Genomic DNA, 12,945 nt, shown 5'->3' with positions numbered 1-12,945 from the left:
TGGAGGCTAGTCTAATCTGACTGAAGGGGCAGCGAGTGTGCTCGCCCCCCTGCGCGGGATAGAACAACCGATGACGATAGCCTCGTCTTGTTTTCCTATAGCAGAGAGCTTGCAAACCCGGGCGCCGCATCAGGCGAAACGACCTGATACGCTACTGGGGATTCTCAGGAGCGGCGGGTATCCTTCCGGTCCGGAATAGCAAAACCAAGGGGTTAGGGCGCGGTCGAGCGAAGCTGAAAACCTGTGACACCGAGAGCAAGATTAAGACCCGTCTGGGCTTGCAGGGAAATCGGCTGCAGCATCAGATTTCTGTTATCCTCGCTCACCAGTATATTTGCGCCGCCACCTATGCCCGCGGTCACCTCTGCGCTGGCACCCACGTAATTGCCTGCAAGTGCCCCCGGCGCATATGGATCAGTCGCAGTAGGCGCCAATACCGCCCAGCGCATTACGCGCTCGCCGGTGGCTCCCACTTCCAGTCCGAAACGGTTCACGATCCCCGAATAAGTTTCGGGCGTGCGGGTATGATCAGCGGGCTGAAAGGCGCAGGAAAACTCCTTTGACGTAGCAATGGCTATGTTGAGGCCGCCTTCGATAATGCAATCGAGGATGCCGGCTTCCATACGGGTCTGCGCGGATGCGGGCAGCATTCCGGCTAAGACAGCAAACGCCGAAATCATGGTCGCAACTGGCTTCATTACAGCCGCTCCTCCAGTGTCAGTGATCGGTCAGCGAGGAGCCTTACTTGGAGCTCCTACTCGTGTAATGGACGTTGTCGAAAGAGGGTCGCTGGCCGGGAAAGTTCCTAGAAGGGCAGTGTCCAGCTCCTCCTCCAGCGTGCTGAAGTCCTTCGTTCTTGACGGTGTACTCGCCTCCTTCGAGGCTGAATTCTTCGTAGCCAGTTCACCTGGTGCTCCCGTCCTTGTCGCCTGGGTGACTGAAACGGGGTCGCTGGCCGGGAACGATTGTTCCAGCCCTTCCTCCAGCTCCTCCTCGAGATCCTGGGCTGAGGGTTTGGCGTCTCTTTTGCTTCCGCGAGTGTGTGCAGGCATGGCATTGTTCCTCTTCTGAGGAAGACAACGTCTCAGCCGAAACGGAAGTTCCGCACCTTATTGAGGCGCGCGCGCCGCAGCTTCGAGAAGCCCGAAAACGTAGTCTGCAAAGGAACGCCAGCATTCGACGCGGAATTCGTGTTCCTGCCTGCGCCAAAGGACAATCTCAGCCTTGCCGAAGATTGTCCTTGAGACGGCCCCGCGAGGAAAAGAGCCCAACGAGAGATTCTGGGGGCATCCAGCGTTCAGAACGTCTTCGGCACAGGAGCCGGAGACGATGATGGCGGCATGGCGATGGGAGATATCCACGGCCGAATGGAGCACGGAAACCTCGGAGCAGATTCCTGCAAGGTCCGCCACTTCCTCATCGATGACAAGCCACTCGTCCGGACCGAGCCAGAGCGCCGAGCGGGTTCCTTTGGTAGTGGAACTTTTGGGCCTTTGCGGCAGGTCAAGACCAAGTTTCTCGCTCAACATCGCCAGAGAGGTCTGCGGTGCGCGCAGCGAAATGCGGTTGGCGGTGCCAGCGGGCTTGATGGTAATCCCGGCATATTCGACAAGGCGTCCTGGGAGGAAAGGTTCACGGCGCGCGATCACGGCCTTATCCATGGAGGCGCTCCCCTTCCTCGTCGAAGAAGACCGCGGAAGTAACCTCCACCTCGACCGTTTCATTGACCATGGGGACATAGAGCCGCTCGCCCATCCGCGACTTTCCATTCTCAACCAGTGCCAGCGCGATGGAACGCCCACAATTCTCTGACCAATAAGAGGAGGTGACGAAACCGATCATTTTCATCGGTATCTGCTGCTGGGGATCGGCGACGATCTGCGCGCCTTCCTGCAGCACTTTTTTTGCGTCCTGTGTCTTCAGGCCAACCAGTTGCCTGCGCCCCTCGGCAACGAGGTCCTTTCTCTTGAGGCCGCGGATGCCGACAAAATCCCCCTTCTTCTTGCCGATGGCCCAGTCAAGGCCGGCGTCGATTGGTGTGACGGTGCCGTCCGTATCCTGCCCGACGATGATGAACCCCTTCTCCGCCCTCAGTACATGCATGGTCTCGGTGCCATAGGCACAGGCTCCGTGCTTCTGGCCCTCCGCCCAGACCGCCTCCCATACGGCAAGGCCATGATCGGCCGGAACGTTGATCTCGAACCCGCGCTCGCCGGTGAAGGACATGCGGAAGAGGCGTCCCGGAACACCGCATATGTTGCATTCGCGAACCGACATATGCGGGAAAGCGGCGTCGGAAAGGTCAACACCTTCGACCAGGGGCGCGATGATCTCGCGCGATTTCGGCCCCTGTACAGCGATGACCGCCCATTGCTCGGTAGTGGAGGTGAGCCAAACCTCCAACTCCGGGAATTCGGTCTGAAGATAATCTTCCATGTGGTGGAGCACGCGGGGTGCGCCACCCGTCGTGGTCGTCACGTGGAAGCGGTCAGGCCCTATCCGTCCGACCACGCCGTCATCATAGATAAAACCGTCCTCGCGCAGCATGATGCCGTAGCGGCAGCGCCCGACGCCCAGCTTCTGCCACGGATTGGTATACATCAATTCAAGGAACCGTGCCGCATCCGGGCCAACGACCTCGATCTTGCCAAGGGTCGAGGCATCGAAGATGCCGGCCGCCTGCCGCACCGTCACGCATTCGCGTGCGACAGCCGCGTGCATATCCTCGCCGGCCTGAGGGAAATAGCGGGCTCTCTTCCACTGGCCGACATCCTCGAAGACGGCACCGTGGTTCTTTGCCCAGGAATGGATGGGAGTGCAACGTGTCGGCTCGAAAAGAGGCCCGCGCGAATGGCCGGCCAGCGCGCCGAAAGTGACCGGCGTATAGGGCGGTCGGAATGTCGTGAGGCCGACTTCAGGGGCGGGCTTGCCCAGCATCTCGGCTGCAATTGCTAGACCATGAAGGTTCGATGTCTTGCCCTGGTCGGTGGCCATGCCATTGGTGGTAAAGCGCTTCACATGCTCAATGGAGCGCATCCCCTCGCGCACCGCCTGGCGAATATCCTTCGCCGTCACATCGTTCTGAAAGTCGACAAAGGCCAAGCCACTCTCGTCAATCGCTGCCGCCGAAACCATGCCTGCCGTGCCGCTTGACCACTGCTCGCCCGCGCCAGCCTTTATTCCCGGCGTCGTGCCACTCTCCAAGCCAGCCTTACGCGCGGCGTTGAGGCCGGCCATTAAAGCTTCCTCGACCGTCGTGACAAGGTTCGTTGTTCCGTTGCAGGCGCCGACCGAGGTGGCGTCCTGTGCGTATTCGCCCGGCAGAAAGCTCTGCGTCCCTGCATCATAGGCCAGCTTGCCGCGCGATTGGGAGAAGAGGTGGACAGAGGGCGTCCAGCCGGAAGAAGTCAGCAGCGTATCCACTTCTATCTCGCGGCGCCAACCTCCATGCAGCGGAGAAACGCTGATGCTTCTGACGCGCAATCGTCCATCCGTTCCGATCACGGCATGGGACGGCAGAAACTCGATGCCGAGAGCCTTTGCCTCCTCCACCGCTGGGCCTTGCGGTAATTCCCGCGTGTCGATAATCGCCGTAACCTCGATGCCGCTTTTCTTCAGGTCGACCGCAGCAGCGTAAGCGGAGTTCTCGGCGGTATAGACTGCGACCCGGCGCCCAACGGCGATTCCATAATGGTTCAGATAGGTGCGGGCGGCGGAAGCCAACATGATGCCCGGCCGGTCGTTCTCCGGGAAAACCATGTGCCGCTCGATGGCGCCGGTCGCAAGAATGACTTGCCGGGCGCGCACCTGCCAAACCCGCTCACGCGGGACCTCGGGACCGGGGGAAGGGAGGTGGTCTGTCAGCCGCTCCACAAGGCACACCATGTTATGCGCGTAGTAACCGAACGCAGTGGTGCGGGTCAGGACGCGCACATTTGCTCTGCGTTTTAGCTCGGCAGCCGCTTCCCGCGCCCAAAGCCAGCCGGGCTTCCCCTCGATCACAGCGCCCGTCTCAAAGCGAAGGGCACCGCCTGTTTCTGCCTGCTCGTCGGCAACGATCACACGCGCGCCAGACTCGCTCGCGGCGAGTGCTGCAGCAAGGCCGGCCGCGCCACCACCCACCACCAGCACGTCGCAATGGGCAAAGCGGGTGGCATAATGATCGGGGTCAGGCTTGTCAGGGGCGACGCCAAGGCCGGCCGCGCGCCGGATCGCCGGCTCGTAAAGCTTCTTCCATGCCACCTTCGGCCACATGAATGTCTTGTAGTAGAAGCCGGCGGAGAAAAGAGGCGCGCCGAGGTTACCTGCGGCTCCCAGATCGAAGGCGAGCGAAGGCCAGCGGTTCTGCGACACTGCCGTAAGCCCGTCATAGAGCTCCTGGACGGTCGCGCGTACATTAGGCGTGCGGCGCGCTGCATCCCGGTGGATGCCGACGAGGGCATTCGGTTCCTCCGCGCCTGCCGAAAGGATGCCGCGCGGGCGGTGATACTTGAACGAACGGCCAACAAGATGCACGCCATTGGCAAGGAGCGCTGAGGCCAGCGTATCGCCTTCAAGGCCGGTGTAGGACTGGCCGTCAAAGGTGAAGTGCAGCCTCCTCGCCGGGTCGAGTCTGCCCGCGGAAGGAAGACGGAAGGGCTGCTTCATTCTGCAGGTCCTGCCATTGAAGGCGTGCTGCTGGCCACGTCCGGCTTCGGCTCGCCGGTTTTGTAGGTGACGAGAAGCCTGTCTGTCACTGTATCGCGCACGGCGTTAAAAAAGCGCGCGCAGCCGTGAATGTGCCGCCAGCGCTCGAAGGCGATGCCTTTTGGATTGGAGCGGATGAAGAAGTAGCGTTCAAACTCCTCGTCCAAAATTTCCGCAATGTTTTGGGGACGGGCGATATGGGCCTCTCCTGCATGGCGGAATTCAAGCTCCGGACGCTCTTCCTCGCAATAAGGACAATGGATCAAAAGCATGGAAGCACCCTCAATGCGCGACTGCTGCCGCCGCCGCTTCGTCAATAAGCCGTCCCCGGCGAAAGCGCTCAAGCGTAAAAGGTGCAGCAATCGGGTGTGGCTTGTCGTGGGCAATGGTGTGGGCGAAGACATGGCCTGAACCGGGCGTGGCCTTGAAGCCGCCGGTGCCCCAGCCGCAATTGACATAAAGCCCCTTGACAGGTGTACGGGCGATGATCGGCGAGCGATCCGGCGTGACGTCCACGGTGCCGCCCCAAGAGCGCAGCATCCTCATGCGCGTGAAGATCGGGAACATTTCGCAAATGGCATCGAGGGTATGCTGAATGATGTGCAGGCTGCCAGACTGGGAATAGGAAGGGTATTGGTCCGTGCCCGCCCCGATCACCAGTTCCCCCTTGTCAGACTGCGAAATGTAGGCGTGAACCGTATTCGACATCACGACGCAGGGAAAGACAGGCTTCACCGGCTCGGAAACCAGCGCCTGAAGCGGGAACGATTCCAGCGGCACGGAGACGCCGGCCATCTGCATCAGCACCGATGAATGACCGGCAGCGACTACGCCGATCTTTCTTGCCTGGATAAGGCCGCGCGTGGTCTCCACTCCCGTAACCGCGCCATCGGCGCCTCGTCTGATCGCGGTGACTTCGCAGTTCTGGATGATGTCGACGCCGAGGGCCGATGCCGCGCGGGCATAGCCCCATGCGACCGCATCGTGACGGGCGGTACCGCCCCTTCTCTGCAGAGCCGCGCCCAGGACGGGATAGCGTGCGTCCCTCGTAATATTCAGCGGCGGGCAAAATTCCTTTGCCTGCTCCGGTGTCAGCCACTCATTATCCACCCCGTTCAGCCTGTTGGCGTGGATATGCCGCTGAAAGCTTTGCACGTCCTGAACATTGTGGGCGAGCATCATCACGCCGCGTTGGGAAAACATCACGTTGTAGTTCAACTCTTGGCTGAGGTTTTCCCAGAGCTTTATTGCATGGTCATAGATGGCTGCGCTTTCGTCATAAAGATAATTTGAGCGGATGATGGTGGTGTTGCGCCCTGTATTGCCGCCACCCAGCCAGCCCTTGTCCAGCACTGCGACATTTGTAATTCCGTGCTCCCGAGCGAGATAATAGGCCGTTGCGAGCCCGTGTCCGCCCGCTCCGATTATAATGACATCGTAAGCCTTCTTTAGCTCAGGCGAGCCCCATTGTTCCGGCCAGCCCTTGTGGCCACGCAGCGCTTCGCGCGCGATAGCGAAGATGGAATATTTTCTCATCAAAGCTCCGGCCTTCACTCTCTTCGGGGAAGAAGGCTATCAGTAGCGAATGCCGGCATGCGGGCATAGACTGATTGCGACGGGATGTGCCGTTTTGGGCCAATTACCGGCAAGAGCGATCGACGCTATGCTCTCCCGGCGGACCTTGCGACAAAGTCTCTCGACATTGTCCGCATATTCTGATATCAGCGCGCGCATTCTGCGGCAGGATTATGCTGCAGGAGCCGGGTGGCTGTTTCGCTTAACCGAGCGTGAGGCTACCGGCATAAGATCAACCTTTACAGGAACGCCCAGGTGCAGGTACTCGTCCGCGACAATAACGTTGATCAGGCGCTTCGCGCGCTTAAAAAGAAGATGCAGCGTGAAGGCATTTTCCGTGAGATGAAGATGCGCGGGCATTACGAAAAGCCCTCCGAAAGGCGGGCGCGCGAGAAAGCTGAGGCGGTACGGCGCGCACGCAAGCTGGCACGCAAGCGCGCGCAGCGCGAGGGTATCCTCGGCGGCGGTCGGGTCGCAGCGCGCTAAGTGCCCTGATTTCGTCCTTTTCCGCCGCTCTAGTGTCGAGGTGGCGCGATAACGAATCGCCGCTGCTTTTTTGTTGCAGCCGCTCCCATATCCTTGAAGCGGCTGTGGGGACATGAGGGCGACGGATTGATGGCTGATGTGACGAACGCTGGACGTAATGGTTCGCGGCGGGGCTGGGCGAGCCTATTGCTGGTGGCTGGCATTGCACTTGCTGGCTGCAGTACGTCCACCGATATGGTGGGCGATTTCTCCCGGATCGACACCGCGCAGGGATCTCAGGAAAACATTGCATCGTTAACGGCTGTCATCCAGCGCACGCCTGACGATCCGGAAGCCTATAATATCCGTGGCGCAGCTTATGGCCGTGCCGGCCAGTACCGCGAGGCTTTAAAGGATTTCAATCAAGCCATCACGCTCGACCCGCGGTCATACCGCGCCTATGCTAACCGGGCCCTGATCCATCGGTATGTGGGCGACAATACACAGGCGCTTGCCGACTACAATCAGGCCATTGCACTCAACCCCAATTACGATTCGGCATATGTAGGGCGTGGGGAGCTTTACCGGCTAGCTGGCCGATCCACGGAAGCCTTCCAGGATTTCGAGCGAGCGATCCAGCTCGACACCACCGATCCCAGGGCGTTCCATCGCCGCGGCCTTCTTTATCAGGCAAGCGGCCAGCATCAGTTTGCGATCGAGGATTTTGCCAAAGCAATCTCACTCGCTCCGAACCAGCCTTATGGATATAACGGCAGGGGGCTGTCCTATCTCGCTCTAGGCGACGATGAAAACGCCTTCACCGACTTCAACACTGCGATACGTCTCGACGACAGCATCGCCGAGAGCTGGGCAAACCAGGCGCTGGTTTACGAACGGCGAGGCGAAATGGACAAGGCCAGCCGCTCTTACTCGCGTGCGCTCCAACTTGATCCCAATTATGGACCCGCCCGCGAAGGCATCGGCCGGACGGGCAGGGCAAGCGCCTAATCCAGGAGCTGAAGCCCTGACTTGTGAGAATAAGGTCGCTGGCCTAAAACCATCGTGAACCGGTTGCGCAGGAGCGGGCGGACCTCGGCCCGCTATGACGCCGGCTGGCTGGCCAGTTCCGGGGGCAGCGCAAGCGTCAGCCATCGCGCCGTAAGCGCCGGCTTTGCGGAATTCTCGATCTCTACCGTCACATCGTAGTGCATTTCGGCTACGCCGGAGATCCGCACCTTGAGATTCGCCAGCACAAAGCGAGCGCGGATTCGCGCTCCGGATCGCACTGCGTTCATGAACCGGATGCGATCGAAGCCATAATTGACGCCCATCGCAGTTCCTTCAAGCGGCGGAACGGCTTCGAATATCATCGTTGAAAGCAGGGACAGTGTCAGAAATCCATGCGCAATGGTGCCGCCATAGGGGGTTTCGCTAGCAGCGCGCTCGGGATCGGTATGTATGAACTGATGGTCGTCCGTCGCGACGGCAAACTGGTCGATCATCTCTTGGGAGACCGTCCGCCATCTCGAAACGCCAACCTCCTGGCCGATGAGCGCCTGAGCTTCCTCTATGCTTATCCTTCGCGTATCCAGCAACTCCGCTCCTCCGCCAGTGAGCGATATAATCTAACATCCATGCCATCATGCCACCCGCCTTCCTGCTCGGTGGCTTTCTTCGGATGACGAGGCGGACTGATACAGCTTCCTGGCGACGATGTCATCGACCATCCTGTCGTTTGCGTGGAAGGAAGCCGATGATTTTCGAAGCTTAACCTTTTTGCAAGAAGGCGCCGGAAATGCGCAATCAGAGCTTGCTGCTCGTGGCGGCATGCGTCAGCTCGCGCTCAAGCCTCGCCTCCTCCTCGACCTTCGGTGTGACAAAGCGGCCGAGAAGCAGATAGGCTACGGGCGTGAGATAGAGGGTGGCAATAGCAGAAAGCCCAAGCCCGCCCACGATTACCCAGCCAAGCGCGATTCGCGCCTCGGCTCCCGCGCCGGAGGCCATGACAAGTGGCAGGCCGCCTACAACGGTGGATACCATGGTCATGGTCACAGGTCGCAAGCGGATAAGGGAAGCCTTCTCGATTGCGTCGCGCACGCCGAGCCCCCTGTCGCGCAACTGGTTTGCGAACTCCACCATGAGGATGCCATTCTTGGCCATGATGCCTACTAGCAGAACGAGCCCTATCTGACTGTAGACGTTGAGGCTGGTGCCCGTCAGAAGAAGTGCGATGACAGCACAGGCCAACCCCAGCGGCACGGTAGCCATGACGATGATGGCCGAAACGAAGCTTTCGAACTGGGCAGCCAGCACAAGCAGGATGATGACAAGTGCGAAGCCGAAGGTCAGCAGCATGCTGCCTTGCGTCTCTCCAAGCGTGGCCGCCTCCGCCAGCGGAATGATGCGGCTGCCGGGGGGGAGATGGGGTTCGGCAATCTCCTCCGCCCGTTCCAGCGCGGCACCCAACGGGAAATCGGAAGCCAGCGCGGAAGTGATGCGGACCACGCGCAACTGCTGCTCACGATTGAGCGAGGGGGGCACGGCTTCCTCGCGCAATTGTGTGATGGTGGACAATGGAACGTAGCGACCGTCGCCAGTCCGAATGAAGATATTTTCCAGGTCTGTCGGATCGTTAATTGGGCTGGTGGTGGACAGCAGCTTTACGTCGAAGCTCTTGTCGTCGATGAAGATGGAGCCCACCTTGCGGCCATCGAGCAGCGACTGGATGGCTTCGCCCAGGCCATTGATGCCGATACCAAGATCGGCGGCGCGCTCCCGGTCAATGTCGACCATGAGTTGTGGCTGTGTGGCATCCTGCGTCAGCCGTGGCGCCTCGAAGCGGGGGTCCTGTTCCATTTCCGCGATAATGGCCATGGCCGCATCTGTCAGCCGCTCATAGTTGCTACCGGCGACGGCAAATTGCAGGCCTGAGCCGGACCCGCGTATCCCGAGGCTGTTTGGCTGGAAAGCGAAGGCCCGCACGCCAGGCACCTGAGCCGCAAGAGCGTTTACCTCGTCGAGGATTTCCTGTTGGCTGCGCGTACGTTCGTCCCATGGCGCAAGGGTGAGCACGAGAAAGGCCGAATTGCCGCCACCCATGCCGGTGACCGAGAAAGTGCTGCGAACCTCGCCTGACTCGCGCAAGGGTGCGAGCAGCTCTTCGATCTGGAGCATCTTGCCTGCAAGATAATCAATGCTTACGCCTTGTGGCGCGGAAACACGCATGAATGCCGAGGAACGGTCCTCGGACGGCGTCAGTTCTGTCTGCACAGTGCTGAACAACCCGTATGCCAAGGCGGAGAAGAGAACGGCAGCAAGCACGATCACTGCGGGCATGTCGAGACTGGCTCGCAGGCTGCGTTCATAAAGCCGAGAAAAGACAGCGCCAATACGCCCTCCGGTGCTGCGTTCGGCTTCGCCGTCCTCGTCCTTCGTCTCTTCGCCGGACGTAAGAAGGCGAGAGGCGAGCATGGGGCACAACGACAGCGCCACCACTGAGGACAACGCAACCGATAGCGCCAGGACAAAGCCAAACTCGCGGAAGAGGCCGCCTGCTTGACCAGGCAGAAAGGAGAGCGGAAGGAAGACTGCAATCAGGGTTGCGGTGGTAGCGATAACCGCGAAAATGACTTCCTGCGTGCCGAGCACGGCTGCCGCACGCGGACCCATGCCCTGGTTACGGCGGCGCACGATGTTTTCCAGCACCACGATGGCATCGTCCACGACAAGCCCGGTTGCCAGAACAAGCGCCAGCATGGTCAATATGTTGATGGAGAAGCCGGCCAGATAGATCGCCGCCAGGGTGCCGATCAGCGCAACCGGGATCGTGGCGCCCGGGATGAGCGTCGCTCGCCAGTCACGCAGGAAGACATAGATGACCAGCAAGACCACCGCTATGGCGATGACCAGCGTAAAGACCACCTCGTTCAGCGCGCCTTGAATGAAGATCGCCTCATCGCTGGTGATCGAAATCGCCATGCCTGCAGGCAGGTTCGGTTGCAATTCCTCGACGGCGCGCTGTACGCCTGCGGAAATGTCGAGGGTGTTCGACTGGGCTTGGCGCACGATGCCGAGCCCGATGCCCGTTTGCCCGTTGGTGCGCAGCCGGCTTTCACCCTCGTCCGGACCGAGAATGACGGTTGCCACCTCCCCAAGGCGTACATTCTCTGCAAGATGCAGGTCCTCGAAATCCTCCGGTTTGGTTACAGACGACGTGGTGCGCACGATAAGATCCTGCTTCGTGCTTGTAAGCGAGCCGGCAGGGCTGTCGAATGCGATGGAAGACACTGCGTTGCGGATGTCGCCGACGGTAAGCCCGTAGCTCGCCAGCCGCGCCTGATCTATGTCGATGCGGAAAATCTTGGCCCGGTCGCCATAGACCTGCACCGTGGCAACTCCCGGAACCGCCGCGAAGCGGTCAATGATTTCGTCCTCCACAAGTAGCGACATGTCCTCGACGGTCATGTTCGTGGAGGTTACCGCGAGACGGATGATTGCCTGGGCGTCATCGTCCGCCTTCACTATTACGGGCAGGTCTGAATCTTCAGGAAGCTGGTTCTGAACACGCCCGACGGCATCGCGCACGTCGGAAGCCGCGGAGTCGAGATTGACGTTCTCCCGGAATTCAATCGTGACGCGGCTGCGCCCGAACGAGGAAGAGGATGAGATGGCGGAAACACCGGCGACGCGGGCCACCGATCCTTCAATGATCGCGGTGATCTCGCGGTCCACCGTTTCCGCAGCGGCGCCCTCGAAGCGCGTGGTGACAGAAATTACGGGCCGGTCCACGTCCGGCAGTTCCCGCACCTCAACGCCAAAAAATGCTGCAAGTCCGGCAACGGCGATCAGCGTGTTCACGACGAGGGCCAGGACCGGACGGCGCACGAAGAGTGCGGTGATACCTTCGCTCGATTTTCTGATATTCCGGCTGCTCATGGCATCATGCTCTCACTTCGCGCATGGCGCTTAAGTGCCCCTGCGGGAGCTATCTCCGCCGGCCACGGGGATTTCCTGACCTTCGCGCACAGCATGGACGCCCTCAACCACCACCTGGTCGCCGTCGGCAAAGGCACCGTCTACGAGAACGCTTTCAGTATTGCGCTGGACGATGCGCACGGGCGTCCTTATGGCGGCTCCGTTGCGCACTACCCAGACATATGCACCTTCCGTGCTCCATTGCACGGACAGCGGGTCAACTGCGGGGAAGCTTTCACCGGGAAATTGCATGATGACGCGAAAGGCCATGCCGGAACGCAGCGTAGCCGCCGGATTGGCAATGCCTGCCTGAACGTGCAATGTGCGGCTTTCCGGATCTACCTTGTTGTCGATGGCTGCTACGGTGCCCCGGTAGGTTTCGTCTGGGCGTGCGACCGATTGCGCCGTGATTGCCGCACCGACCTGCAGTAGCCGCGCGAAGCGCTCCGGCACCCAGAAGTCGATCAGGATCTCGGAACGATCATCGATCGTGGCGACCTGATCTGCCGAAGTCACATAATCGCCTGGCGAGACAGGCAGGATACCAACCGTTCCGGAGATGGGAGCTACGATCTCGCGCCGCTCCAGCGCCAGGCGCGCCTCCCGCAACTGCAAATCGGCATTGCGCACGGCCAGCTCGGCCTCTGTCTGCTGAACGACGGTCACGGTATTGGAAGAACGCAGGGCGTTGATCCGCTCCAGCCGTGCACGCGCATCGTCAAGAGCAAGTTCGGCGCGGTCGACTGCAATGCGCTCGGCTTCGGCGTCCATGCGCGCGATCACCTCGCCCGCCTTTATCTCCATGCCGGGACCTACAAGAATTTCCGTAAGACGCCCGGAGGTATATGGTCGTACGCTGACGGAATGGCGCGACTTGCCCGTGCCTATGGCGCTCAGACGATCATTGATGGTGGCACTTGTTACCGGCGCGGTGACGACCGGGCTCGCAAGACCACCAGCCATGCGTCGGCTGCCCTGCGTCGCACCGCCTCCCCTCTCGCCAGGCGGAACAGCGGCGACCGCCGGCGTTTGCGTCAGCCCCCAATCCGCCGCCAACTGGCGCGCGCCGGGGAAAAAGGAATACCAAATGGCGGCCGCGGCCAGTAGTAAGACAAGAGCGAGCAGGGCCTGCTTCCACCAGGACATTCAATTCTCCGGATCGTTTTCCAGCCGCCGCCTGATCTCAGCGACAGCGTGTACCCGATTTTCTACGCACCTTTTACGGCAAGAACCGGTCCGATTTCA

Annotated in this window: 11 protein-coding genes; 2 read left to right on the top strand and 9 right to left on the bottom strand. The window is 60.5% G+C overall.

Annotation, left to right across the window (positions count from 1 at the left end; all coding sequences use genetic code 11):
- Positions 1 to 212: 212 nt before the first annotated feature.
- Genes HUS57_RS08685 through HUS57_RS08660 form a run of 6 tightly spaced genes read right to left on the bottom strand, consistent with a single transcriptional unit; the run spans position 213 to position 6,222 of the window.
- Entirely contained in the window at positions 213 to 698 is a 486-nt protein-coding gene (locus HUS57_RS08685; RefSeq protein ID WP_173932779.1) for a DUF992 domain-containing protein, read from the bottom strand.
- A 30-nt stretch (positions 699 to 728) separates the two neighbouring features.
- Positions 729 to 1,052 (bottom strand): hypothetical protein, encoded by a 324-nt coding sequence (locus HUS57_RS08680; protein WP_173932776.1) that lies wholly within the window; start codon positions 1,050 to 1,052, stop codon positions 729 to 731.
- A 57-nt stretch (positions 1,053 to 1,109) separates the two neighbouring features.
- Entirely contained in the window at positions 1,110 to 1,661 is a 552-nt protein-coding gene (locus HUS57_RS08675; RefSeq protein ID WP_173932774.1) for a sarcosine oxidase subunit gamma, read from the bottom strand.
- On the bottom strand, positions 1,654 to 4,647 hold the full coding sequence (locus HUS57_RS08670) for a sarcosine oxidase subunit alpha (RefSeq protein WP_173932772.1): 2,994 nt from the start codon (positions 4,645 to 4,647) through the stop codon (positions 1,654 to 1,656). The genes HUS57_RS08675 and HUS57_RS08670 overlap by 8 nt, the downstream gene beginning before the upstream one ends.
- Positions 4,644 to 4,958, bottom strand: coding sequence for a sarcosine oxidase subunit delta (locus HUS57_RS08665; RefSeq protein WP_173932770.1), 315 nt, complete (start codon positions 4,956 to 4,958; stop codon positions 4,644 to 4,646). The genes HUS57_RS08670 and HUS57_RS08665 overlap by 4 nt, the downstream gene beginning before the upstream one ends.
- Positions 4,959 to 4,968: 10 nt before the next feature.
- The gene (locus HUS57_RS08660; protein ID WP_173932768.1) at positions 4,969 to 6,222 is read right to left on the bottom strand and encodes a sarcosine oxidase subunit beta; all 1,254 of its coding nucleotides are present in this window, start codon (positions 6,220 to 6,222) and stop codon (positions 4,969 to 4,971) included.
- Between the two features lie 294 nt (positions 6,223 to 6,516).
- Here HUS57_RS08660 and rpsU point away from each other — a divergent pair, with 294 nt between their 5' ends.
- Positions 6,517 to 6,747: a 30S ribosomal protein S21 gene (gene rpsU / locus HUS57_RS08655; RefSeq protein WP_173932766.1), complete on the top strand. Its 231-nt coding sequence runs from the start codon at positions 6,517 to 6,519 to the stop codon at positions 6,745 to 6,747.
- A gap of 129 nt (positions 6,748 to 6,876) precedes the next feature.
- On the top strand, positions 6,877 to 7,734 hold the full coding sequence (locus HUS57_RS08650) for a tetratricopeptide repeat protein (RefSeq protein WP_173932764.1): 858 nt from the start codon (positions 6,877 to 6,879) through the stop codon (positions 7,732 to 7,734).
- 92 nt (positions 7,735 to 7,826) lie between these two features.
- Here HUS57_RS08650 and HUS57_RS08645 read toward each other — a convergent pair whose 3' ends face one another.
- The 3 genes from HUS57_RS08645 to HUS57_RS08635 form a co-directional block, all read right to left on the bottom strand.
- Entirely contained in the window at positions 7,827 to 8,318 is a 492-nt protein-coding gene (locus HUS57_RS08645) for a MaoC family dehydratase (protein WP_173933251.1), read from the bottom strand.
- Between the two features lie 211 nt (positions 8,319 to 8,529).
- Positions 8,530 to 11,661 (bottom strand): efflux RND transporter permease subunit, encoded by a 3,132-nt coding sequence (locus HUS57_RS08640; protein ID WP_173932762.1) that lies wholly within the window; start codon positions 11,659 to 11,661, stop codon positions 8,530 to 8,532.
- 30 nt (positions 11,662 to 11,691) lie between these two features.
- A complete protein-coding gene (locus tag HUS57_RS08635; RefSeq protein WP_173932760.1) occupies positions 11,692 to 12,846 on the bottom strand; it encodes an efflux RND transporter periplasmic adaptor subunit in 1,155 nt (384 codons plus the stop codon).
- Positions 12,847 to 12,945 lie beyond the last annotated feature (99 nt).

The sequence above is a fragment of the Chelativorans sp. Marseille-P2723 genome (assembly GCF_902809845.1).
Taxonomy (GTDB): Bacteria; Pseudomonadota; Alphaproteobacteria; order Rhizobiales; family Rhizobiaceae; genus Chelativorans.
The sequence above is the reverse complement of the archived record's forward strand: the minus strand, read 5'-3'. Positions and strand labels throughout refer to the sequence as shown.